Below are 24,592 nucleotides of genomic sequence, written 5' to 3'. Positions count from 1 at the left end.
CCAGGCAGGCTCCACTCCAGGGCCGGTGAAGGTGTCAGTGCAGGGGGATTTCCTTGTTCAAGTCTCTTCGTTCCTGGGCGGTAGCCCTGTTTATCCTGAATTTTGCGTGTTCGTCCTCGGAGCCGGAGCCCACCGGACCCCGACCGGGCGACTTCGTGGAGGGGTGGCCCCAGAGGATCGATGACCAGCCGGTGCAGTTCGTTCCCCTGGCCTCTGGTGGCGTCGTCGGGAGAGGTCAGCCGTACGTCAACTCAAGGAACGTCCGAGGTTGGGTCGACCTCGTCCGCTACACCGTGGGTGAGGCGGGGCTTTCGCAGACGGTCCTGCTCGACGGCGCGGTGTCGACACAGGGAGCCATTGGTCGGGATGCCCAGGATCGCGTCTTGACCGCCGTCGGCAGTGTCGAGGGGGCCTTCTTGCTGAAGGTGTGCCGGCTCCTTGCGAGCGAGGGGACGCGCGACCCCACGTTTGGTGACGGCGGATGCGTGTCATTCACGGACATGCGCTATGGAAATGTCGACAACATCATCGCGCTCCCCTCTGGCTCCATCCTGTTGAGCACGAGTGGCGGGGGGGCCGAACTCGTCCAGTTGACCGCGAGTGGCGCTCGAGACAGCAGCTTTGGGACCGACGGCATCCTGGGGGACTTTGACAGCGTGAACTCGATCTCGGCCCAGTCCGATGGTCGCATCCTGGTTTCATTGGGGCCGATCGGGGCGGGCACCCCCGACAAACTCATCCGCCTGCTTCCCTCGGGTGCCCTCGATACGAGCTTCGGGCAGGGCGGTGAGATTCCCGGTGTGGGGCTGGCCCTTCATGTCGGCGCCGACGACACGTTCATCGCCCGGAACCTTGAGAGTCTCTTCGCGTATCGCGCCGACGGCACGCCAGACGTGACGTTCGGAACCAACGGGGCCGTGAACATCAAGGAGGTCACGGGGACCACGGCCAGTCCATTCCGTATTCGAGCATTCACCCGGGATGCAGCGGGCCGTGTCTATGTCACCGCTGGATTCGGTACGGAGGAGAGCGGTTTCGGCGGGCTGCTCGTGCGTCTGACGCCTTCGGGCGCCCTGGACCCGGAGTTCCAGGTGAAGACTGGAGATGGGACCCGCATCTACTCGGCAGGGGCCGCGCTCGCCATCGCGGCGGATGGAAAGCTCTGGACCATGCTCTGTCTCGTGGGGGCCAATCCGGTGCCACCGAGCCTCGTGTTGCTCCATCCCTGAGGTGACACCGCCGGTGTGGAGCGGTGTTCCTTGTGCATGAGCATCCACTCCCGGAGTACGGACCTTCCCCGTGGTGCCTCACTCGCGCACCACGGGGGCTGTTCGAGACAGAGACTCTCCTCCCTCCTCCTGCTCCTCGCACTGACCGGTACCGTCACGGCGTGCAATGACGACGAGGAGCCCTCGACGCTGCACGCGGACCTCCAGGCCCTGATGGAGGACTCCGTCACCCATGGGCTGACTCCTGGCATTGCGTTGGCCGTCGCCTCCGACGAGGGGTCGACCTGGTCGGGCGCCGCCGGTGTCGGTGACCTCCCGAGCCAGCAGCCCATGTCCGCGCAGCACCGCTTTCGCGCGGGCAGCATCATGAAGACCTTCGTCGCCACCACGGTGCTCCAGTCCGTCGAGCAGGGCAAGCTCACCCTGGAGGACACGCTGACGCAGCACCTGCCCGCGAGCGTGACGGCGCGCATCGCGAACGCCTCCTCCATCACCGTGGCCATGCTGCTCGCGCACCGCTCGGGCATCCCCGAGTGGGTCACCGATGAGACGAACCTGGCCATCGTCATGGACCCGGAGCACGTCTGGTCGCTCGAGGAGATTCTCGGCATCTCCGGCGCGCAGTCCCCGGCGTTCCCTCCCGGCTCCCAATATGGCTACTCCAACACGAACTACGTGCTCCTCGGCGAAATCCTCTCCGCCGTGGAGGGCCGCGGCTGGCGCGAGGTCGTCCGCGAGCGGGTCATCGAGCGCGCGGGCCTTTCCCACACCCGTGCGCCCGAGCCCGGAGACCTGTCCTGCCCCGCGCCCTGCGCACGCGGCTACGTCCCCATGGATGAGGAGATGGCCGACCTCACCGTCGTCGACCCCTCCATGGCCGGGGCCTCGGGTGGCCACGCGCTGGAGACCACCGTCGCCGACCTGCTCACCTTCTGGAAGAAGCTGCGCGCGGGCGCCCTCTTCGAGCGCGAGCAGACGCTGGAGTCCATGCTCGCGTTCCAGTCCGCGCCCGAGCCCGAGTCACGTCTGGTGGGCTACGGGCTCGGCGTGATGCGGCTCGAGTCCCAGGGCGTCGTCGCCCTCGGCCACCTGGGCACCACCGCGGGCTACCAGAGCTTCATGCTCTACCTCCCCCAGACACGTCGCTACCTCACGGGGAGCATCAACGTGATGGGAGACCTGGCCGCGGTGCTCGAGCCCCTCCTGGAGCGCGCGGGCCGCCCCTGAGTCCCTACCGGGCCTTCCTCGGCGCGCGCTTGGGTGCCTCGTCGTGGAAGCCCGCCACCAACATGCCCAGGTTCCGCGCGAGCGCGACCGCCGTCTCCACCGGCACCCTCACGTCCTTGAGCTTGTTGTGCTGTGGGTCCAGGAACGTCCCCACCGTCTCCCGGAAGTCCACGCGCGCGAGCATGCAGCCCCGGAAGTTGCTGCCGCTCAGGTCGGTGCCGGTGAAGTCCGAGTCCGTCAGGTCCGAATCATAGAAGTTCGACTCCCGCGCGATGCAGCGCAGGAAGTCCGTCTTCCGCAGGCTCAGCCCGACGAACGAGCAATACGACAGGCCACACTCCACGAACCCCAACTCAGGGTTCGACGCGAGGTTGCTCCAGTCGATGCCCATCAGCTTCGAGCCCTCGAAGCGCACGTCCCGGAGCGCGGTGGAGGGCAGCTGCGCCCGCGTGAGGTTGCTGCCGCGCACCGCGCAGTTCTCCAGCCGCGAGCCCTTCCACCGGCTCTCCTGGAGCTGACAGTTCTCGAACGTGCAGCGATAGAACTCCTTGTCGGTCAGCACCACGCCCTGCAGGTCGAGCCCCACGAAGGTCTCGTTCGCGAACGACTCCTCGCGCACGAGCCGCTCCACCACCTCCGTGTCCATCCCGCGCTCCGTCGTCATGTCCGCTGTCTCCTCGACCCGCCACCACACGCGAGCCTGGAGCGTGCCCCGCCCACACGCGGAGCACCTCCTCGACGAGCCGGGCGGGGCGCGCGTTCATCATGCACGCTCCCTCCAAGGGCGACGACGGGATTGATGACCCCCTTCCCACCGCGCGCGAGGTGACGCGCGACATGGCCAGACACCCCTCGGAAAACAGCCGGGGAGGGCCTCCTGGTGGCCGCGCTGTCGGTCCTCGCGAGCGCGGGGTGGCCGGCGGTGCATCCCGGGACTTCCCCTCGCACGGCGACGCCCCACCGTGCGCGACAAGGCCCTTCCCGGGGCACCCCCCACGTCCGATTTCGTGACGCGCAAGGCGAAGAAACCCGCGCGTCACCCGGTCCGGCTCAGTCCCGGGTGACGCCGGGCGCGGGCACGGCGCGAATCCAGTCGATGTCGAACGGGTTTCCCACGCTGCTCACCGGGTCCAGGCGCAGGTCGGTGATGGTGCCCGTCCAGGCGACATGTCCCGCCACCTCGAAGGTGAGCGTCTGGTACGCGCCATTGCCGGTGTAGACGGTGCTCGTCGCGCGCGTGCCGGAGAAGCCGGGCAGGGTGGCCGTGGCGAAGAAGAGCTCCAGCGTGGTGTTCTGCGTCGCGCGCATCCGCACCTGGACCTTCGCCACGCGGCTGGCGCGGAAGTGATAGGCGGTGTTCACCACCTGCGCGTCGCCGGTGCCCGAGCCCGTCCCGGTCAGCACGCCCCCCGTGACGGCGAGCCCGGAGACGTTCGCGGATGCGCTCCAGCCCTCGACGTCCCCCGCCGCGTTGAACTCGGCGCCCAGGTCTCCCGCGTCGAACGGGTGGCGACCCGCGACGATTTCGGCGGCGTCCGACATCTGGTCCCCGTCCGTGTCGAGCGGCGGCACCGCGAAGTCCGTGCTCCAGTGGATGACGAAGTTCTGCGCCCTCCCGGTGGCCACCGCCTTGATGTACAGGTCCCCGCCCTGCTGCACGAAGTACGCGGAGTTGGCCGAGGCCCGCAGGTTGGCCAGCGAGGTGCGCGAGCCGAAGCCCGCTTGCGACGACGCGACACCCAGGCCCCCCAGCTTCCCGAAGTCCTTGAACCGGGCGACGTAGGTGTCGCCCACGCTGGCGTCCTCCATGTTCATCGCCACCGTCCTCACGGAGGGCAGGGACGCATAGGCATACGTGTACTCGAAGCCCTCGTTCACCAGGAACGGGAGCTGGTGCCACTCCCGATAGCCGTGGATGTAATAGACGTGCGCGGTGGGCGTCCCCACCTTCTCCCGGGTGACGGCGACGTCGGGCGTCTGCTCGAAGGACACGCCATAGGTGAGTCGCGACAGCACGAAGCGGTGGTCGCTGCGGTACGCGTTCTCCCAGTTCGCGGGACGGAACTCGTCGCCCACGCGCATGAAGGGATGGCTGGAGACGATGGTGGTGTTCGGCTTGCCGCTGATGCCGCCCGTGAGGTCGCGCAGCGCGATGGACCAGAAGCGCGGGTGCTCGTTGTCGTTGGCGTCGGTGTTCGCCTTGGGCGGCAGGTCGTAGTTGCCCAGGCTGATGCGCGGCGTCCCCGCCGGCGACACCGTGTTCCCGGTGAACAGGTGGTTGGGGTGCTTGATGGCGGCGCCGGTGTTGATGAGGAGGTTGGCGTTGGCCGCGTTCCAGCCGACGAAGTGCGAGTCCCGGACCTGGCCCGCGCCGTCGTACACCCGGTAGGCATGCTGCGCTCCGGTGTAGAGCGACTCACCGGAGTTCGCCACGAACAGGCTCTGGTCGATGATGCTGTAGCTGGCCATCATCGCCGCGGTGTGGTTGTCGACGAAGATGTTGTTGCGGAAGACCAGGTTGTCGGACGGGCCGCCCGCGCCGATGCCGGTGTAGATGGCCAGGTCATTCGCGTACCAGGTGCTGTCCTCGATGAGGTGGAGCGCCGGGTCATCCCAGCCGAGGTTGGGCTGGATGGCGTGGGTGGGGGACAGCCCGTCGAAGATGTCGAACCCGGAGCCGGTGCTGTGCGCGCTGTTGCCCTTGAACGAAATCATCGGCAGCCGCCAGGGCTCCAGGCTGCTGAAGCGCCCATCGGTCGCGGACTGCCCCATGGGCTTCTTGGGGAAGGCGAACCAGAACCCCGTGCCCTCCGTCCCCGCGGCGACGTTGTCCTCGAACGTGTTCTGCGGGTTGGTGATCCAATAGCTGGCGGGCGTGCGGTTCTGGAGCTGTACGAACTCGTTGTCGGAGGGCGTCAGCTGGTCGCCGGGCGCGGGGCGCCGGGTGAGCAGCGTCACGTTCTTCTTGATGACGTTGAAGCGCTCGCTGCCGTCCTCCAGGAACACGCCGTGCCCGACGTGGTCATGGAAGAAGTTGTTCTCCACCAGCGTGCTCTCCGTGCCGTGGATGGTGATGGCCCGGTTGTAGGACTGGTGGATGCTGGAGTTCTTGAAGTACTGGCCCGCCCCCGCTGCTCCGAGCATGTGCCAGTGGAACGGATAGCGGCCGAGCAGCTTCTTCTGGCCCATGTTGTACAGCTCGACGCCGCTGATGTACGCGGCCGCGTCGGTCATGACCATGACATGGCCCCCGTGTCGGGTGGCCGTGGAGGCGGCATCCCCCTGGACCTTGAGGTTGTGGGTGAGCAGGCCCACCTGCGCGCGCAGATCCGCCGTCCACGTGCGCGAGCCCTGGGTATAGGTCATCACCACGCCGGTATGCGCGAAGGTGAGCGGGCTCGACAGCGCCACCCGGGTGTTCCCCTCCGACAGGCCGGTGATGGTCCGCTTCTCCGCCTCGTTCGGGTTCAGGTGGCTGGAGACCACGACCAGGGTGTCTCCCACGCGCCAGTCCACCGCTTGCTTGAGGAGGAGGGAGGTGCTCCCCGCGGCTGCGTTCGCGCCGAGCTGGGACCAGCTCACGCGCTCCTCGCCGTGGAGCCGGATGACGCCGGAGCTCATGGCGCCGAGGAACTTGTTGCCCATGCCCATGACGTCGGGGTCGGCCGGCGCGCCGACGAGCGTGAACACGCCCGCGTTCGGGAAGGGCGTCAGCTCCTGACCCACCTCGAGCTTCGCGCCGCTGCCCATCACCATCACGTAGCGCGTGGTGACGTCGAAGCCCTGGTTCTGGACGCCGAGCAGCTCCCCTCCGACGGTGATGGACGTCGTGCTGACGGAGCCCCGGAGGCACACGGCGCTGCCGGCCCCCACGGTGGCGGTGTCGTTCGGTCCAGGCACCGCGCCGCCCCAGACCTGCGGGTCCCTCCAGTCGTGGACCAGCTCCATCCGCAGGTCATCCACCAGCGCCGTGTGGTCGCCGCCCGCCGTGTCCAGGCCCGCCAGGCTCACCACGGTGGCCCCCGCGGCGAGGTAGATGGGCATGGACACCTGCTCGACGTACTGCGTCGCCGTCAGGCGGAACGCGCCGACCTGGGTGCCGGCCACGCTGACGAGGAGGTTCTTCGCGGGAGGCATCGTGGGGCTGTTGGCGCGCGCCGCGGCCCTGACGCGCAGGCGGTAGTGGCCCGTGATGGGGATGTTGACCGACGTCGACGCGGAGGAGTCTCCCTGGAGGAAGAGCACCTGGCTCCCTTCGGGCGCGTTGGGATTGGAGACCGTGAAGGCGCTGCCGTTACGGGCCAGGCCCGCGCCCGGGTTGATGGACCACGGGCCTCCCGTGGGGGTGTAGGCGTAGCCGGGCGAGGCGGGCAGGGCGGGGGACTCGAAGCCGCTGATGACGATGTCCCGCACACGCGTCGCCGTGAGGTCGTCCACGAAGGCGGTGCTGTCGGTGCCCTGCGGATTGGTGCCGTGCATCGCCACCGTGTGCGCGCCCGAGCCCAGCAGCACCGGGCCCGTGGTGAAGCGCTGGTACGTGCTGCCCGCGGGCGTGACGCCCAGCACCGTGGCGCCGTTGACTCGCAGCTCCACCCGCTGCGTGCTCGGGATGTTGCCGCGCTGCGCGGCGGCGAAGCTGAAGACGTAGTAGCCGGCGGGGATGTTGACCGCCCGCGAGGCTGAGGCCACGCCCTGCAGCAGCAGCACCTGGGCGCCCTGCGGCGCGCTGGGGTTGCCCGACGTGAAGGCGGTGCCGTTGCGCGTGAGGCCCGCGCCATCGACGAACGTCCAGCCCGAGCCCGCCGGGGCGTACTGGTAGCCCGGCGAGGCCGCGAGCGCCGGGATTTCGAACGTCCCATTGGGGAAGGTGAAGACGGTGGAGGACGCGGAGCTCAGCGTCGCGGCGAACGCCTGCGCGGACATGCAGGCCACTGCCAGGATAAGCAGTGATGTGAAGTTATTCCGTTTTGTCGGCATGGGCGGGTCTATGTCGCCCATTGCCAGGGAGCGTCAATCGCACACCGGTCTCACGTTCCCCAGAGCCAGGGGTTGTAGCGTTCCCACTCGATGAGAGGCGTTGTGGTCCGAACGGCCCTACCCAGGTCCTCCAGGTTTCGCAGGGGGCTGCCCTCCGGGTGACGGGACTTCGGCTGCTTGCGCTCTGGCACCAGTCCTGCCGCGAAGAGCTCGGCGCCCAGGGCCGGGGACTGCCGCGCGCGCTCGTGGAAGTGCCCCGGGTCCAGGAGCTCCTGTGCGTGGATGAGGACGCCTGCGGCGCGGAGGGCCTGGACGACGCGGAGGGTGTCCTCCTCGGTGCAGGGGGCGCGAGGCCGCAGCGCGTCTTCGTAGAGCCCCGTGCCGCCGCGCGGAGGCCGGTTCCACCGGGCCCCGCGCTGGAGGAGCAGGGAGACGATGTCCGGCAGGCAGATGCCCGCCGCGTGCTGCAAGGGAGGCCGGGTGCTGTCGCTCTTGTCGATGTCCGCTCCCGCTTCCACCAGGCGCCGCACGAGCGTGGTGTCCACGGGCTCATTGCCTTGCATCGAGGTCAGCAGGGGCGTGGCCGCGCTGGCCCCCGCGAGATTGACGTCCGCGCCAGCCGCGAGCAGGGCCTCCGTGAGGCCCCCATCGCGGGCCTGCACGGCCTTGATGAGGGCGGTGTCCGACCAGGGCAGCGTGTCGTTGGGATTGGCGCCCGTCTTCAGCAGGTGCTTCACCACCGAGCGCATCCGCTTCTCGACGAGCTGGGAGAGCGGAGGCGGCGCGGCGCCCTTCTTCACCAGGGCGAGCAGGGCCTTCTCGTCGTCCTCTCGCAGGGCCACCTCCACGGCGGGCAGGGGCGTGATGGTGACGCGTGAGCGGAGGCGCATCGACACGTCGGCGCCGGCGGGCACGGCCATGTTGAGGTTGAGGCCTCCCCGGGGAGAGAGCCCGGACGCCTCGATGGCGCGGACCATGGGCACGCTCTTCTGGTCCATGGCGAGGCTCAGCGCGTCCGCGAGCACGCGCTGCTGGATGCGCCCCTTCGCGCGCTGGCCCAGCTGTTCGACCTTCCGCACCTGCTCCTTGGCCACGGCCGCCAGGAAGTCCGCTTCCACGAGGCACGCCTCGTCACCGCGCGAGCCCGCCTTCACCAGCAGCTTCTCCGCGCGAGCCGCACCCGTGGAGCGCGCGAAGCACCGCGCGGACCAGCCGAAGGGAGGCCAGGCGCTGTTGTCGTGTCGGGGGACTCGCAGCAGCGGGTCCGCGCCCGCCTTCAGCAGCATCCGGACGAGGGCGACGTCGTCCTTCTCCCCCGACACCATCAGCGGGGTCATGTGGGGGTAGCCATTCGTGACATGGCCCGTGATGTTGACCGCCGACTTGTTGTCGAGCAGGTCCTTCATCCGCGCCGCATCCCCGTCGAGCGCCGCCTGCATCACCGGCGTGTCCTCGATGAAGCGGGCCTGGGACAGGTACTTGGGACGCGCGTCGGCGAAGCCGCCGAGCAGGAGCACGACGAGCGTCACGGGCGTGAGCCGCTGGACATGGACGAGGCTCATCGGGCGCAGTCCTCCGGGCAGTTGCAGACCTGTTCGAACTTCCCGCACACGCCATCGCCGCAGCGCACGCAGACCGACTCCAGGGTGGTTCCCTCGATGGGGTCGCACCTGGGGCCGACGTGGTGCTCCAGGGCGCCACAGCGCGGCACGAGGCCGGGGCAGCACGCCACGCTGGCGCCCAGGACGCCCTCCTCCGCGCACTCCGCCTTGTTCGGATACATCGGCTGGGTCCTGCAGAACCTCACGCCGTCGCAATACGCCGCGAGCTCGCAGTCCTTGGGGAAGTCGTCGCAGCGCTCCACGGACAGGCCTTCGCACCAGACGTCCTCGGTGGGCCGGCGCAGCTCGTCTCCTGGTGGCATCCGCTGGGGGATTCGAGGGTCGCGATAGGGGCCGGTGAGCGGCTTCGTGACGGGGGGCGGGTCCTTCGGCGCCTCGGCCTTCGGCACGGCCACCTCGGGGATGGGGAGGCCGTCCGGGGGCCTGTCCTGGTGCAGCACGACGAAGGCCGCCGAGCCACCCACGAGCAGACAGGCGATGACGAAGAGCAGGTTCTTCGCGACGCCCCGCCTCCGGGAGTCGGGCGGCGGCTGGGGTGCGGCTGGGGCCATCCTGCCATTCAACCCAAAGACAGAGGCTCTTGGATAGTCACGGGTGACTCATGTCTCCCGATGGGTGTCATCCCCAGTGTCACGGTTTGCGTATAACCTCGTGCCCATTGCAGCCCGAGGGGGCGAGGAGTCGTGCGACGTGAACGGTCCGGACAGTGGGATGGCCTTGGGCGTGATGCTGGGCATGTTGTTCCTGGTGGTCGTGGGGGGCGCTGTCGGGATGGGGGTCGCCCTGCTCATCAAGAAGCTCTTCAACCTGTCGATGGCCGCGTCGGTCGGAATCGGGCTGGTGCTGGTGGTGGTGGGCGGCGTGGGGCTGTTCGCGGTGGTGTTCGATGACCTGACCGCGTCCTGGTGGGCCGCGCGCACCGCGAAGCCCGTGCACTTCATCGTCCCCAAGGGCTTCAGCGGCCCGCTGTATGTGTTCTTCGACGCGAACGGGCCCGCCGTCAACGAGGTGAAGGGCCGGCTCGAGGTGCCGCTCAGCGGCGCCAGGTCCCTGCGGGTGAAGGCGGGGGCGGGGCTGGAGAACCACTACGCCGACTTCGAGGCCCGTGACACCGACGGCAAGACGGTCCCCGTGTTCCTCGATTCGGGGGGTGTCCAGTACGGCCTCGAGTACCGCGGTTTCTGGTTGGGGGACCAGAGGGGGCGGACCTTCGGCGAGGCCCCCACCGAGATGCCGAAGTAGCGGGCGCCTTTTCGGGCGAAGCAAATCACGTGGGTGCGTTCAGGGCGTCACCCTGCACCCTCCTGGCTCCGTTCGTTCTCGTGTGGCCGGCCTGTTCTCGCTGTCCGCGCTGTTGATGGTGCTGGTGCTGGGGCTGAGCCGTCGTCGCCGGGACGGGCCGGCGCGCGGTTGAAGTCGGCCGTGTGTCCTGGTGTTCGAGGCTGGCCGGAGCCTGGGGCGTCTCAGCGCAGCTCCTGGGCGAACTGTTCGCGATAGCGGCCCTGGAGTGTCTTCAGCGCCTCCTGCATGCCGGCGGCGCGGTACTGCTCCGCGAGCAGTCGCCACGCCTCGGTGTGCAGGGGCTCCAGCGTGACCACGCGCTCCAGGTGGGTCCGCGCCTCCTCGCGGGCGCCGGACATGGAGGCCATCCAGCCCAGGATGAAGTGCGCCTGCACCGCCTCGTCATACGCGGCGACCGCCTTCCGGCACGATGTCTTCGCGGGCCCCAGCCTGCCTGCGCGCAGGTTCATCTCGCAGTCGAGCACGTGCCGCACGGCCGCGCGTGGAAACTCCCGCTTCAGCCAGGCAAGGCGCGTCGGTGCTTTCACCGCGGGCCCCTTGTCCAGGGCCGCCTCCACGTCCTTCGCCGCGCGGATGAGCTCACCCTCCCGCTCCACGGCGACGCCGCTCACGGAAGGGTCCACCGGCAAGGCCATCCACCGCCGGGTCTGGACGGTCCAGCTCCGTACGGCCCGGGTGCGTGACTCGTCGCCGGTCTTCGCGAGGGCCTGCTCGGTCCAGGTGAGCGAGGAGGTCTGCTTGAAGAGCGCCGCGAGGTCTCCCCAGACGTCCGGCGTGGTTCCAGGGTCCGCCTCCATCCGCTGCCGGGCTCGCACGAGGTGACCCTGCGCCTCCAGGTGGCGGCCCTGCTGGGCGTCCAGGACGGCGAGCTGGAACAGGGGAGAGGGGTTCTTGGAGAACTTCTCCGCGACGGAGGCGCACTTCTCCCGGGTCGCCGGCAGCGTGGGCGCGGCCCGTGTGCCCAGGTAGCAGGCCAGCGATTGGATGTGGGCGTCCTCCGGATGGAAGAGCGCCAGGGGCTCCATCTGCTGCGCCGCGACCTCGACGCGCCCCTCCTTGTCGAGCGCGAGGATGGAGTCGAGCAGGCGCCGGTCGTCCGCGGACAGGGTGCTCGCCTTGGGAGGCTGCTGGGTGAGGGGCGCGGCGCCCGCGCGGACCTTCGCGAGCCAGTCGACGATGGCGTCCTTCTGGGGCCCTTCCCACTCCGGCCAGGAGGTCGACGTCAGCAACTCCCACAGCTCGGTCGCCCAGGCGAGCGCGGCCGCCTCGTCGTGCTGGGCCTTGGAGGAATGCCTCAGGCTGGTGGCGAGCAAGGACAGGGTCTGCGGCGAGAAGGCGCCCTGGTTCGAGCCGTAGTTGGGGGACATCATCCAGTGCGAGTCGTGCACGTGGAACGCTCCCAGCGTGTGCGCCCACTCATGGAGGAAGACGGACGTCTCCTTGTGCTGCTTGCGCTGCTGGTAGAGCGTCTGCTGCTCGTCCTGGGGCAGGTGCACGAGCGCCTCCATGATGGCGCGGACCTCGTCGGGGTTGCCCATCTCCCGAATCACGAAGTGGCGTCCGAACAGCCGCGCCATGCCCAGCTCATGGTGCGAGGCGGTGTAGAACTTGAGCGTGGAGACGAGCCCCACGACCAGGTCCACGCCTTCTCCCGGGTCCACCAGCTCCAGCGCGCTCAGCGAGCCCCCCAGTTCGCCCTCGACGCCGCGGTGCGCCCACTCACGCGTGGACTCGAGCTCGAACTCCACGCCGAGTGGGCCCCGCACCACCGCGCTCGCGCGCTGCAACTGGGACACGATGCTGCTGCGCCAGCGCACCACCTGCTCCCGGTAATCCGAATCCGCGTAGACACGGACCCGGAGCTTCCGGACGGCGCCCACCGTGGCCTTGGCCGTGGACTCCAGCTTCGCCGGCGCGAGCGTCTGCGCATGTTCGCGGGCGTAGTCCACCGGGCGCTTCACGCAGGACAGCCCCAGGAGGCAGAGCGCCACCAGGGCGCAACGCGCCTCGATTCCTCCAACTCGACGTGTGCTCATGCTTCCCCCCTGATGCGGAGCCCTTCAGGACCGGGCCCACTCCCGGTGACGGTCGGCGATGGGGAGCAGGTGGGTCCGACAGCGCCGCGGCGGCGGAGGGTATCACGTCACCCTGGGGCCGTCATTCCGAGACGCGTGTAAGGCTTCAGTGCGCTTGGACAGCCCGCGGGCCCTGACGCTGGAAAACAGACAGGTTCACTTGTCGTGTTGGAGTGGATTGTGTCTGCTCGGCGTCCGCCAACCCCTTGGAGAGTCCGCCCCATGTCGAACGAAGGAGTCCTCGCGCTGGCCAAGGAGGTTGGAGACGATTGGAAGCAGCACGCGTACTACGACGAGGTCGAGGGGCTCATCCCCGCCGCCTGGGAGAAGCTCATCTGGCCGATGATTGGTGCGTGTGATTTCTCCACCACGGTGGACCTGGCCGCGGGGCACGGCCGGAACACCGAGTACCTGCTGCCGTTGGCTCGGCGCCTTCACGTGGTGGACATCAATCCGGAGAACATCGACGTCTGTCGTCGGAGGTTCGAGGGCCGCGACTCGAAGATCTCCTATGTCGTCAATGACGGCACGAGCCTCGCTGGAGTGCCCACCGGGTCGGTGACGCTGGTCTACAGCTTCGACGCCATGGTCCACTTCGACAGTGACGTGGTGCGGGCCTACCTGCGCGAGTTCGCCCGCGTCCTGGCGCCGGATGCGCATGCGTTCATCCATCACTCGAACTACACCGCGAACCCCACCGGGCGGTGGATGGACAACCCGAGCATCCGCAACTTCATGAGCAAGGACCTCTTCGCGCACTACGCGCACAAGGAGGGGTTGCGGGTCCTCTCGCAGCAGGTGCTGACCTGGGATGGCATTGCGGAGCTGGATTGCCTGACGCTGCTGCGCAAGCCGAACCCGCTCGGGGACGTCAGGGGGACGTACACGAAGCGGGACGGGATGCTCTTCGTGCTCGCGGGGGCCCACGAGTCGGCGACCGTCACCCTGGAGCGCCCGGGGACGGTGAGCGTGAATGCACACGCCCACGAATGGTGTGGGCGGCTGGTGGTGCGACAGGGAGCGCGAGTCCTCGCGACGTTCGAGGTGCACGACCCCCAGCCGCGGTCGAAGCTGTGTGTCTTCGAGGCCGAGGCCGGCGAGGTCGTGTTCCACGCCGAGGACCGGGGCGGCGGCCGGGGCGAGGCCTGGGTGCGCGGCCTGGATGTCCGGTGGCGCAAGCCCTGAGCGTGCGCTCAGTGGCCCGCCGGCACGCTCCTGCTTCCGAGCGGGAGCCTCGCGCGGCGCTGCTGCTGCCCCTGGCTGGACAGCACGGCCATGATGACCGTGGCCAGATGGGGCAATGACAGCACCAGGAGCTGGAGCTCCCAGAACCACAGGCCCCGGCTGGTCAGCCCGTGGACCGCGTAGACGCCGGCCGCCGCCCCCAGCAGCAGGACGAGCAGCGCCAACTCCTCCTGCGCCTCGGAGAGGGCCATCCACAGCCCATGGCGGTCCGCGTTCTTCGGCGTGCGGATGAACGGCAGGGTGCTCGTGAAGAACCCATACACCACCGCCTTGGCGATGGTGTGCGAGAGCGCCATCCCGGCCAGCGCCGCGGCCAGCGCGTCCCGGAAGTCGACGCAGAGCGCGCGCCGGTAGAGGAAGAAGGTCTTGCCGACCTTGAACAGGAACAGCGCCAGCGGCGGAATCGTGAAGATGAGCATGGGCGGCGCCACCCGGTGCGGCACCACCACCATCACCATCGACCAGACGAGCGCGCCGAGCGTGTAGAAGAGGTTCAGCCCGTCCGCGAGCCACGGCAGCCAGCCGGCGAGGAAGTGATAGCGCTGGCCCGCCGTCAGCTCGCTGCTGCCACCCCACAGCAGCATGACGGCGTGCCGCTTGATGATCTGCACGGCGCCATACGCCCAGCGGAAGCGCTGCTTCTTGTAGTCGACCAGCGTGTCGGGCATCAGTCCCCTGCCGTAGCTCTGATGCGCATAGGCGGCCGAGTAGCCCTTCTCGAACACGCGCAGGCCCAGCTCCGCGTCCTCGCAGATGCACCACTCGGCCCAGCCCAGCTCCTCCAGCACCGAGCGGCGCGTCATCGTCATCGTGCCGTGCTGGATGATGGCGTCGCGGTCATTCCGGGTGACCATCCCGATGTGGAAGAAGCCCCGGTACTCGCTGTAGCACAGCCGCTTGAAGGCGCTCTCGTCGTGGTCCCGGTAGTCCTGGGGTGACTGCACCACGGCGATTCGCGGGTCGGCGAAGTGGGGCACCATGTGCTTGAGCCAGTCGCGCTCGACGCGGTAGTCCGAGTCGATGACGGCGATGACCTCGGCGTCCGGGGCCGTGTGCCGAATCAGGTGGTTCAACGCGCCGCCCTTGAACCCGGCCAGCGGGGCGACATGGAAGAACCGGAAGCGCCTGCCGAGCCGCGCGCAGTGCGCCTCGATGGGCCTCCACACCGCCGGGTCCTTCGTGTTGTTGTCGATGACCAGGACCTCGTAGTCGGGGTAGTCCATGGCGGCGAGCGCGTCGAGCGTCTGGCGGACCATCTCCGGCGGCTCGTTGTAGCAGGGCACGTGCACCGACACCTTCGGCCGGTAGGCCCGGTCCGCCCTCACGGGGATGAACTCCCTGCGGCGCTTGGGGACCCAGACGGTCTCCGCCAGCTCGTGGGCCTCGGTGAGCAGGACGAGGAGGACGCCGAACGTGCTCAGGAGCAGCAGCAGGCTGACGGCCTGGCCGACCCCGTGGAGGTAGCGCTGGCTGTAGTCATGGCCCATCCAGACCAGCGCCGTGCTGAAGCAGTAGGCCGTGACGGTCAGGAAGGTGCGGCCGCGCTGTCGCAGGGCCGAGCCGTCGATGAGCAGCAGCACCAGGGTGACGAGCGCGAGGATGGCCGAGGCGAGCGCCAGGGAGCGCCACTTCGGGACGGCCACCACGGGGCCCACGAAGTTGAACTTCTGCTGACGGAAGGCATCGAACACGCCCCAGTAGGGGCCGGCGGCTCCTTCGATGCTGTCCTTCCAGGGTTGGTCGTAGGCCTCGATGACGAAGTAGTCGTAGCCGTGTCGATTGAGCAGGTCGACCATGGTGCGCAGGAAGACGGCCTGGTCGACGCCGGAGGGGACCGCGCTGCCGCGCACGCCGCCGTTGCTCGGCCAGCCGACCTCCCCCAGCAGCAGGGGCTTGTCCGGGAACATCTCCCGCAGCAGGCTCACGCGCTCGAGCACGTAGCCCGGAGCGGCCTGCATCGACACGTCCTCCCAGTAGGGCAGGACGTGGCTCGAGATGAGGTCGACATGCTCGGCCAGCCGCGGAATCCCCCGCCAGACATGCCACTGCTCGCTGGTCGTCACGGGGACGGTGACGGCCGCGCGCACCCGGTCGAGGTAGGCGACGAGCTCGTCGAAGGTGACGTCCAGGCGATAGATGGATTCGTTGCCCACCACCACGCGCACGATGTTCGGGTGGGCGCGGGTCAGCGAGATGGCCTTCTCAAGCTCCCGCTCGTTGCGCTCCAAATCGTCGGAGATCCAGACGCCCAGCGTCACCCGCAGGCCGAGCTCCTCGGCCAGCCTCGGGACCTCCGCCTGGGAGCCCTGGACGGTGTAGATGCGGATGTGGTCGGTCCACTGGCTCAGCTGCACCAGGTCCGCGCGCAGCTCGGCCTCGGTGGGGTACCGGCCCTTCCTCGGGTTCTCGCCGAGCCGGTAGGGCGAGTACGTGAAGCCGGAGATGCGCTCCGGCCAGTCCGGCGCGGATACGGGGCGGTTGTTCAACGCCCAGAATCCTGTGAACAGCGCGGCGACGGCCACGAAGATGAGCACGTGGATGCCGAAGCCGCGCCATGACCTGGGGCGGGTCCCGCTGAGCCATTCCGAGAGCCTCAAAGCGTCTCCTCTCTCCGTGAGTCCCCTGGCGCCCGCGGCGGAGCGGTGAGGCCCCTGTCGCATGGCCAGACAGGTGGGGGTTCGAGTCCTGGAGGACTCATTGAGAGAGTTTGTGTCCTGCCTGCAACTCCAACCAGTTGACCTTGGTGCAATCCGTCCCGGTCCTCCTGGGGCGATGCGGGGGAGGTGGCGGGCCAGGTGTCTCGGCCGCCGGATGTCTGTTTCATGAAACACGGGCGGGGACCGGCCCGCAGCCCGGTTACGCCGAGCGGGCCAGGGCCAGGGCCACCGCGTCGGGGCCTGCGGGGAAACGGAGCGCCCCTGAAGTGTCGTTCACGGCGCGCCAGCCGGCCTCCGCCACGTCGGACTCGCGCGTCACGGCGGTCGGCTGCCCGAGCCGGCGTTGTTGACGAGCACGTCGATGGGGCCGGCCGTCTCCAGCGCCGCGGCGATGCTCCCGGGCTTCGTCACGTCGAGCGGCACCACCCGCAGCCGCTCCGAGGCCGGGAGGAGGTCCTACCGCGGTGTCCGCATGGTGGCGACCACGTTCCAGCCCAGGCCGAGGAAGTGGCGCGCGGTCTCGAGCCCGTAGCCGGAGGAGCACCCCGTGATGAGCACCGTCTTCATGAGCGAGCCTCCTGATGGCATCCACCCGTGACTTCGTACATTGCCGTCATGTCGACTCCCTGCCGCGGTTCGCGGCGTCGATGAACCCAAGGTACGCGCGGCCTCCCGGACGCTCCACCACACGGCGTCCGGATTTCTTTTGCTAGAGTCCAGTCCATGAGCGCCCCGCTGTCGGAAGTCATCGCGCTGCTCCAGCCCAGGGGCGTCTTCTCGAAGGGCATCAGCGGCGCCGGCGCCTGGGGCGTCCGCTAATCGGACTTCGGCCAGCCGAGCTTCCGCGCCGTGCTGGAAGGAAGCTGTCGGCTCGCCGTGGACGGACAGGCGCCCATCGCGCTTCAGGAGGGCGACTTCGTCCTGCTGCCGGCGACGCCGGGCTTCACCATCTCCGGGTTCGAGCCGGTGATGGCCGAGCGTGTGGACCCCAAGGTCGCCGTGTCTCCCGGGGCGAGGTGCGCCATGGCAGACGGGGAGGGCGCCCGGACGTGCGTCTGCTCGGTGGTTGCTTCGTCTTCGATTCACCGGACGGGGCCCTGATGGTGTCACTGCTCCCGGCCGTGGTGCACGTGCGCGGCGTGGAGCGGCTCTCCATGCTGGTGCGGCTCGTCGGGGATGAGACAGGCGAGCAGCGCTCGGGGCGAGAGCTCGTGCTGACGCGGCTGGTGGAGCTGCTGCTCATCGAAGCGCTGCGCGCGACGTCGGGCGACGACATGCCTCCGGGGTTGCTCCGCGGACTGGCGGACGCGCGGCTCGCGCCCGCGATACGGCAGATGCACCGTCACCTGTCACGCCCTTGGACCGTGGCGCAGCTCGCGAAGAGCGCGGCGCTCTCCCGCTCGGCGTTCTTCGACCGCTTCTCGCACACCGTGGGGCTGGCGCCCATGGAGTACCTGCTCGGTTGGCGGATGGCCGTCGCGCGGGGGCTGCTGTGTGGCCGGGAGCTGAGCATCCACGAGGTGGCCGAGCGCGTGGGCTACAGCTCGGCGAGCACCTTCACCACGGCCTTCAGTCGCCATGTGGGCCAGTCTCCGGGGCGCTACGCGCGCGCGAGCTGACGTGGGGGCGTCCGCTCTCGGACCGCGATACCGATACATTGTGAAGTCGAGGAAGCTGGCTGCGTGGCGTCGTGACGCCGTGAGCGCCAGTCGACACGTGGACACCCGGCTCACGCGATTTCGTCGCGGCGGGCGTGGGGAGAGGGATAGGGCGATGGCGGCCTGCTCGCGAGAAGGCTCGAGCAGCCGCATGTTTCAGTCGCCCAGCCTTCACGAAGAGTTGCCCCGTGTCTCCAACCCCCAAGTCCTTGAAGTCTCTCGTTTTCGCAATCGCCGCGAGCAGTGTCCTGTCGTGGGGCTGTGGCGAGCAGCCCGCACCCACGCAGGAGATTGTCGACAACCTGATTCAGGCGGGCTTCCCCGCCAATGACATCCAGGTCGTCGGTGAGACAGTCTTTGTCGGCAGGGACGCGGAGGTCACCCTGGAGGCCTCGCGCGAGCTGTCGACGGCCTCCGACTCCTCCGAGGAGCAGTACCGCACGACGAACCTCGTCGGCGCGGCCGTGACGAGGATTTGCGTCAACGGCCCCGCCTTCACCGGGGTGTTCAGCACGGCGCTGGACCTGGCCATCCAGAACTACAACGAGCGCTCCCCACGCTTCACGATGGCGCGCGCGCCGAGCACCGGCTGCAGCTTCACCATCCAGGCCAACCTCGACCCGAACATGAACGGAGGCGTCGCGGGGTTCCCGGCCAATGGCCTGCCATTCGGTTCCATCACCATCGGTGGACGGCTCAGCCAGTACGGTGTCGACGTCATCGAGCACGTCATCACGCACGAGCTCGGGCACACCCTCGGCTTCCGCCACACGGACTTCTACAACCGGGCCATCAGCTGCGGGACGGGAGGCAACGAGGGCGATGGCGGAGTCGGCGCCATCCACATCCCGGGCACGCCGACCACGGCGTCGGTGGGGGGCTCCATCATGAACTCGTGCTTCCGCTCGGCGGAGACGGGCGAGTTCACGGGCAGCGACGTCACGGCGCTGCTCGCGCTGTATCCGCAGGCCGCGGGCACGCGGCTGTCCTTCCGCACCGCCACGGGGAACTTCCTGGTCGCGGAGAATGGGGGCGGCACGTTCGTGGGCGCCGACCGGACGGCCATCGGTGACTGGGAGCGCTTCGGCTACGTCGACCTGAACGGCGGCGAGCTGCTCAACAACGACCTCATCAACCTGCGCGCGGCCAACGGCCAGTTCGTGGTGGCGGAGAACGGTGGTGGCGGCGTGGTCAACGCGAACCGCGCGGCGGCGCAGGGGTGGGAGACCTTCCGCTTCATCAACCTGGAGGGCAGGAGCCGCTTCCAGGCCGGGGACCGCGTGGCCCTCCAGGCCTCCAATGGCCAGTACGTGGTGGCGGAGAACGGCGGTGGCGGTAATGCCTCGGGCGCGGTCAACGCCAACCGCTCCGCCATCGGCGCGTGGGAGACGTTCGTCCTCTTCATCCAATGACGACCGAGGGCTCCCGCGCGGCCCCGCGGGAGGCCTCACTCCTTCTCGACGTACAGCTCGCCGCTCATGCCGATGGCTCCGGGCTGGAGGGACCAGCCCGAGTGCTCGGGCATGAGGAAGAGCGTGCGTTTGCCCTCGGGCGTGCGCGCCGCGCCAATCAGGAGGTAGCGGCGTGTGCGCTGCGCCCCGGCGAGCGTGAGCACGTCGTGCTTCACGCTCCAGGTCCCCGTGTCCGACTCGGTGCCGAAGGTCATCGCCCCCGCGGGCCCCGAGCCCCCCACGTCCTTGAACTGGAAGGAGTGGTCGGGTTTGAAGACGTAGTCCGAGCGGGACGTCACCGCTCGCATCGTGGTGCCACCGGCGAAGGTGTTGACCCATCGGCGCCGAACTCGCGCGTCATCCCTGGGCGGTCCGCCGGTACTCGCCAGGGGGCACGCCCATGTGTCGGCGGAACGCGCGGTTGAAGGCGAACTCCGATTCATAGCCGACCCGGCTGGCGATGGCCGCGAGCCCCTCCTGGCCCTGTCGCAGCTGGCGCGACGCCTCCTGCATCCGCAGCTGGGTGAGGTACTCCAGGGGCGCCATTCCCACCGCGTGGGTGAAGCGACGCGCCAGCGTGGCCCGTGACGTGCCGGCGCGCTTCGCGAGCTCGTCCACCGTCCAGCTCCGTCCAGGTTCCGCGTGCATCCAGCCCAGCGTGCTCGCGAGCGTCCTGTCCCCGAGCGCGCCCAGCCAGCCCGCGCCGCCGGGAGGCTGTGTCTCGGCCCAGGCGCGCAGCACCTGGACCAGCAGGATGTCGAGCAGCCGGGACACCACGAGCGACGAGCCGCGCTCGCCCCGCGAGGCCTCGCTGTCGAGCAGGGCCACGGTGGGCAGCAGCGCCCGTGCCTCCTCGGACGCGCCCCGCAGATGCACCCGCTCGGGGAGCAGGCGGAGCACGGGGTGCGCGCCCGGGTCGTCGAACGCGAAGGAGCCGCAGAGCAGGCGGGACTCCACGCCGGAGCCTCCCAGCACATAGGCGGAGGCGTCCTCGCTCCGGGTCTCAAGCCAGGTCTCCAGCGCCATCTTCGGACTGCGCGGCGAGTCCGCGAGCGCGTGTCCGTCTCCGCGCGGCAGCAGCACGACATCTCCGGGGCCCAGGGGGAGCGTCTCGCCTCCCTGGACGAGGACGGAGGTGCCCGCGACGACCAGGTGCAGGGTGGCCGTCCGCGTGGGCGCCATGCGCAGCCCCCAGGGGGCCCGCGCGACGGTGCGGCAGTAGAGCCGTCCCCTCAGCCGCGTGTGTTCCAGGATCTGCCCGAGCAGGTCGGAGCCAGGGGTGGGGTCCAGGCCTCCAGTATAGCCGTGGGCTGCCCGAGGCGCTCAGGTGATGAGCGTTCCAGACAAAGAATCGAGACGGCCGGAGATGGCGACCTCGAGCCCCGGGCGGCAGATTGTCCGCATGAACACACGGCTCGAAGCACGAGGAGATGCCATGGATACGACGTCAGCGCCTTTGTCCTGGAGGCTCGGTTCCCCCACGGCCCTGTTCACGCTGCTCCTGGGGGGCTTCATGCTCTACCTCAGCGTGGGCGGCCTGCTGAACCCGGTGGAGGCCGCTCGTGGCTTCGGGTTGCCCCTGACGGGCACGGAGGCGATTGCGTGGATGAGCGTCAAGGCCGGGCGGGACTTCGGCATCGCGCTGGCGCTCTTCGGCCTGGTGGCCGCGCGTCAGCGCAAGGCGGCGGGCATCTTCGTGGTCGCCTCCATCGTGATGCCCGTCACGGATGCCTTGACGGTGATGGGGCAGGGCGTGTCGTTCGCCTATGCGTTCGCCGTCCACGGCTCCGCCGCCCTCTACGGCATCTGCCTGGGCTGGGCGCTGCTGCGCCCCGGGAAGGCTCGCGGTTGAGCGGGCCTCCCCGGGACGTGGGCCTTCAGCCTCCCGTCACCGGGCAGGTCGCGGGCTCGACGTAGAAGCCCTCCCACGAGCCGCCGTCGGTGGGGTTGCAGATGCCACCGTTGCCGCCGTTGCCGCTCTGGATGGGCGCGGCGAGCGTGTTCTCCTTCCAGTTGCGCGCGGTGCCCGTCGAGGACTCGAAGCCGTAGCGATTGCGGCCACCGAAGGTGCCGCACGCGTGGCGGGTGAACGCCTCCGCGGTGCCGAGCGTGGCGTTCACCGTGAGCTGGTCCGCCACCACCGCCACGTAGGCGCCGCTCGCCCCCTTGAGCTTGTACTTCGTGCCGCTGGTGACGAGCTCGAAGACCTCGCCCCCGGCCTGCGTCGTGCTGATGGCGGCCACCTTGCCCGCCCCATCCACGGTGAGCCACTTGTCGCTGCGCTCGCTCTGGATGCGCACGCAGCCCGCGCTGCCGCTCTCGAGGGTGCACGTCGCGCTGCAGCCATCACCGGACTGGGTGTTGCCGTCGTCGCACTGCTCGCCGCTCTCGAGGACGCCGTTGCCGCACACCGGGCTCGTGGTGCCACCCGAGCAGGCCACCGGCTCCAGATAGAACCCCTCCCACGTGCCGCCATCCGCCGGGTTGCAGGCGCCGCCGTTGCCACCGTCGCCGCTCTGGATGGGCCCATCTGGCGTCGTCTCCTTCCAGTGGGGCGCCGTCCCCACCGAGGCCTGGAAGCCGACGCGCGTGCGCCCGCCATAGCCACAGGGGTGCTGCGTGAACGACTCCCCGCTGGTGAAGTTGCCGGTCATCGACAGCTGGTTGTCCACCCCCGTCATGAACGTGTCACCCGTCCCCTTGAGCTTGAACCGTGAGCCCACCGGGACCAGCTGGAAGATCTGCCCGCCCGTCTGCGCCGTGCTGCTGGCCACGACCTTCCCAGCGCCATCCACCGCGAGCCACTTGTCGCTGCGCTCGCTCTGGATGCGGTAGCAGCTGCCGCTCGCGGTCTCCGTGAACGTGGCCGTGAAGCTGACCGCGCTGGCCGGCGTGGTGAAGGCGTGGGACTGCGCGCCGCCGTCCGACCACGACGAGAACGCCCAGAGCTTCCCGTTCGCGAACTGCGGGGACTCGACGCCCACCGAGCGGAGCACGCCGACCACGCCCGTCGTGGCGTGGGGCGAGGGGACGGGACGGCCGTCCATCAACACCTGCAGCCCGCCAGGCACGCTGCTCACCGTGATGGGGACGGTGACGGGGTGCACGTCGCGATACGTCGTGTGGGTGAGGCCAATCGAATCCCGCACCGTGAGCCACACCCGGTACCAGACGTTCGCCGAGCTCTCGCCGATGTTCGGGATGGGCCAGTCGCCGCTCGCGATGCCGGTGGTGTCGGGCATGGCGGGATGCGTGTGGGTGTCGTGGTGGAACACGATGCTCCACGTCATGGCGCTCGGCGGCAGCGCGCCATCCTCCTCGTCGCTGGCCGAGCCGGAGAACACCAGGTTCGTGGCGGCGGTGTAGGTCGTCCCCACGGCCGGCGTGACAATCGTGGCCACCGGCGGCTTGTTGGACGTCACCGTCAGCACGGCCTCCGTGCTGGTGGCCGTCCCAATCCCGTTGGTGATGACCACGCGCAAGCGCGCGTTGTTGTCGGTGAGCTGCGCGGCGCTCAGCGTATAGGTCGCCGACGTGGCGCCTAAGATGGCCACGCCGTTGCGCTGCCACTGGTAGGTGAGGGGCTGCTCGCCGCTCGCCGACACCGTGAAGCTCGCCGGGGTGCCCACGGAGACCAGGAGGTCCGCCGGCTGCTGCGCGATGGTCGGCGGCAGCGCGGCCGTGTACGCGATGCGGCCCACCTGCCCCGTGCCCCGCGCCAGATAGTAGAGCGCGCCGTCGGGACCCACATCGAGGTCCACCGGGCCCGAGACGCCCGTCGCGAACAGGGAGACGGCGCCGGTGGTCGGGTTGATGCGCGAAATCCAGTCGTTGGTGTAGTCCGCGAAGAAGTACTGCCCCAGGTATGCACCGGGGAACGCGGAGACGCGCGGGTTGTAGAAGGCTCCCCCGGCGATGCAGTTGCCGGCTGCCGTGCCGGGGCCATGCGGGTACGCGTAGAACGGCTGCGTGAGCCCCGGGCGGTTCGTGAAGTAGCCCTCCGTCATCGGCCAGCCGTAGTTTGCCCCGGCCTGGCCGCGGTTGATCTCCTCCCAGCCGCCTTCACCCACGTCGTTGATGAACAAAAGCCCCGTGCCGGGCTGGAAGTCGAAGGTGAACGGATTGCGCAGCCCCATGGCCCAGGTCGCCTTCGCGAGCCCGGTGGCCGTCGCGTGGAACGGGTTGTCCGTGGGGATGGTGCCGTCCGAGTTGAAGCGCAGCATCTTCCCCAGCGGCGTGTTCAGGCTCTGCGAGTTGGAGGAGACCGCGTTCTCGCCCACGGAGACGTAGAGCTTGTCGTCAGGCCCGAAGCGCACCGCGCCGCCGTTGTGGTTGGCGGCGTCGAGCGTCGGGAGGTCGGCGAGCACCAGCTCGCTGCCGGGCACCACCACGTTGCCGTTGGCGGTGAAGCGGCTGACCCGGTTGTGGATGGTGCCGTCCACCGACGTGTAATAGACATACAGATAGTTGTTGCTCTCGAAGTTGGGGTCGAACGCGACGCCCATCAGGCCCCGCTCGTTGCCGGTGTCCACGGCGAGCGTCATGAACGGCGTCGCCAGCAGCTGGCCGTTCTGGACCACGCGCAGCGCTCCGCTCTTCTCCGAGATGAACAGGCGCCCGTCGGGCGCGAAGGTCATCGTGGTCGGACCCCTCAGGCCGGTGACGAAGACCGAGTCGGCGAAGTTGGCATCCTGGATGACGGCGCCCGCCCTCGAGCCCGCGAGCTCCGAGGGCTCCGTCGGCGGCGTCGAACAACCCGTGATGAGCAGAAGCGCCACGCTCACGAGCGTGAGCGGCCTGGGCCACCCTGGGCCTGTGCACTTGCTTGCCTGTGTTTGCATTGTTGTCTCTCCCGGTCGAACAGGTTCACGCCGCTGGGGGCCGCGTGGAGGGGGAATGATGCTTTCTCGTTTTACATTGAAAGCATGTTCGCAAGCGCGATGACGTGACATGCACGTGAGCGGTGCGTGGGCCCGCACACCTCGGCCTACCGCGCTGTCGCGTGCTGTTGGAGCCTTGAACCTGCGGCGGAAGCCGTGAGCGTCGGGTGCCAACGAGCGCTGGAGGAGGGGCGGCGCGGTTCTTCTCAGTTTTTTGGAAGTTCACGCATTTCGGTTCTATGTCTCCTGGTCAACACGCTGCCCGATGT

At 69.1% G+C, this 24,592-nt stretch carries 17 protein-coding genes and 1 pseudogene; 8 read left to right on the top strand and 10 right to left on the bottom strand.

The genetic code is table 11. From position 1 onward, the window contains the following. Positions 1-53 precede the first annotated feature (53 nt). Positions 54-1,229 (top strand): NHL repeat-containing protein, encoded by a 1,176-nt coding sequence (locus AC6JA9_RS30680; protein ID WP_497958251.1) that lies wholly within the window; start codon positions 54-56, stop codon positions 1,227-1,229. Positions 1,230-1,265: 36 nt separating this feature from the next. Beyond that, positions 1,266-2,456 carry a serine hydrolase domain-containing protein gene (locus tag AC6JA9_RS30675; protein WP_497958250.1) on the top strand — a complete coding sequence of 397 codons (1,191 nt, stop codon included), beginning with the start codon at positions 1,266-1,268 and terminating at the stop codon, positions 2,454-2,456. A gap of 4 nt (positions 2,457-2,460) precedes the next feature. Here the strand turns inward: AC6JA9_RS30675 and AC6JA9_RS30670 are convergent, their stop codons facing one another. The 4 genes from AC6JA9_RS30670 to AC6JA9_RS30655 form a co-directional block, all read right to left on the bottom strand. Beyond that, the gene (locus tag AC6JA9_RS30670; protein ID WP_408889671.1) at positions 2,461-3,120 is read right to left on the bottom strand and encodes a pentapeptide repeat-containing protein; all 660 of its coding nucleotides are present in this window, start codon (positions 3,118-3,120) and stop codon (positions 2,461-2,463) included. A 386-nt stretch (positions 3,121-3,506) separates the two neighbouring features. Further along, entirely contained in the window at positions 3,507-7,379 is a 3,873-nt protein-coding gene (locus tag AC6JA9_RS30665) for a G8 domain-containing protein (protein ID WP_497958249.1), read from the bottom strand. Positions 7,380-7,483: 104 nt separating this feature from the next. Then, positions 7,484-8,995 carry an ankyrin repeat domain-containing protein gene (locus AC6JA9_RS30660; protein ID WP_483578417.1) on the bottom strand — a complete coding sequence of 504 codons (1,512 nt, stop codon included), beginning with the start codon at positions 8,993-8,995 and terminating at the stop codon, positions 7,484-7,486. Further along, positions 8,992-9,606, bottom strand: a complete 615-nt coding sequence (locus AC6JA9_RS30655) for a hypothetical protein (protein WP_223781972.1) — start codon at positions 9,604-9,606, stop codon at positions 8,992-8,994. The genes AC6JA9_RS30660 and AC6JA9_RS30655 overlap by 4 nt, the downstream gene beginning before the upstream one ends. A gap of 139 nt (positions 9,607-9,745) precedes the next feature. Here AC6JA9_RS30655 and AC6JA9_RS30650 point away from each other — a divergent pair, with 139 nt between their 5' ends. Beyond that, positions 9,746-10,297, top strand: coding sequence for a hypothetical protein (locus AC6JA9_RS30650; protein ID WP_223745423.1), 552 nt, complete (start codon positions 9,746-9,748; stop codon positions 10,295-10,297). Between the two features lie 221 nt (positions 10,298-10,518). Here AC6JA9_RS30650 and AC6JA9_RS30645 read toward each other — a convergent pair whose 3' ends face one another. Next, positions 10,519-12,393 (bottom strand): hypothetical protein, encoded by a 1,875-nt coding sequence (locus AC6JA9_RS30645; RefSeq protein ID WP_483578416.1) that lies wholly within the window; start codon positions 12,391-12,393, stop codon positions 10,519-10,521. 261 nt (positions 12,394-12,654) lie between these two features. Here AC6JA9_RS30645 and AC6JA9_RS30640 point away from each other — a divergent pair, with 261 nt between their 5' ends. Next, positions 12,655-13,617, top strand: coding sequence for a class I SAM-dependent methyltransferase (locus AC6JA9_RS30640; protein WP_408889678.1), 963 nt, complete (start codon positions 12,655-12,657; stop codon positions 13,615-13,617). A gap of 8 nt (positions 13,618-13,625) precedes the next feature. Here the strand turns inward: AC6JA9_RS30640 and AC6JA9_RS30635 are convergent, their stop codons facing one another. After that, on the bottom strand, positions 13,626-16,274 hold the full coding sequence (locus AC6JA9_RS30635; protein WP_483578415.1) for a glycosyltransferase: 2,649 nt from the start codon (positions 16,272-16,274) through the stop codon (positions 13,626-13,628). A 516-nt stretch (positions 16,275-16,790) separates the two neighbouring features. Then, positions 16,791-16,901, bottom strand: coding sequence for an SDR family NAD(P)-dependent oxidoreductase (locus AC6JA9_RS30630; protein WP_223781977.1), 111 nt, complete (start codon positions 16,899-16,901; stop codon positions 16,791-16,793). Positions 16,902-17,183: 282 nt separating this feature from the next. On the opposite strand from AC6JA9_RS30630, the pseudogene AC6JA9_RS30625 reads away from it, so the two are divergent. The 3 genes and pseudogenes from AC6JA9_RS30625 to AC6JA9_RS30615 form a co-directional block, all read left to right on the top strand. After that, positions 17,184-17,533, top strand: a pseudogene (locus AC6JA9_RS30625) (cupin domain-containing protein); the annotation flags it as partial. Between the two features lie 75 nt (positions 17,534-17,608). Beyond that, a complete protein-coding gene (locus tag AC6JA9_RS30620; protein WP_483579352.1) occupies positions 17,609-17,953 on the top strand; it encodes a helix-turn-helix domain-containing protein in 345 nt (114 codons plus the stop codon). A gap of 248 nt (positions 17,954-18,201) precedes the next feature. After that, positions 18,202-19,404, top strand: a complete 1,203-nt coding sequence (locus tag AC6JA9_RS30615; RefSeq protein ID WP_497958248.1) for a M57 family metalloprotease — start codon at positions 18,202-18,204, stop codon at positions 19,402-19,404. A gap of 35 nt (positions 19,405-19,439) precedes the next feature. Here the strand turns inward: AC6JA9_RS30615 and AC6JA9_RS30610 are convergent, their stop codons facing one another. Next, positions 19,440-19,751 carry a hypothetical protein gene (locus tag AC6JA9_RS30610; protein WP_483578413.1) on the bottom strand — a complete coding sequence of 104 codons (312 nt, stop codon included), beginning with the start codon at positions 19,749-19,751 and terminating at the stop codon, positions 19,440-19,442. 49 nt (positions 19,752-19,800) lie between these two features. Further along, entirely contained in the window at positions 19,801-20,709 is a 909-nt protein-coding gene (locus AC6JA9_RS30605) for a cupin domain-containing protein (RefSeq protein WP_497960784.1), read from the bottom strand. Positions 20,710-20,878: 169 nt separating this feature from the next. On the opposite strand from AC6JA9_RS30605, the gene AC6JA9_RS30600 reads away from it, so the two are divergent. Next, positions 20,879-21,295, top strand: coding sequence for a DUF4267 domain-containing protein (locus AC6JA9_RS30600; RefSeq protein WP_473567165.1), 417 nt, complete (start codon positions 20,879-20,881; stop codon positions 21,293-21,295). A gap of 25 nt (positions 21,296-21,320) precedes the next feature. On the opposite strand, the gene AC6JA9_RS30595 is transcribed toward AC6JA9_RS30600, so the two are convergent. Further along, positions 21,321-24,221: a PQQ-dependent sugar dehydrogenase gene (locus AC6JA9_RS30595; RefSeq protein ID WP_497958247.1), complete on the bottom strand. Its 2,901-nt coding sequence runs from the start codon at positions 24,219-24,221 to the stop codon at positions 21,321-21,323. Between the last annotated feature and the right edge of the window lie 371 nt (positions 24,222-24,592).

This window comes from Myxococcus sp. MH1 (genome assembly GCF_059738865.1).
Note: the sequence above shows the minus strand (reverse complement) of the source record. Positions and strands in the feature narration are given on the sequence as shown.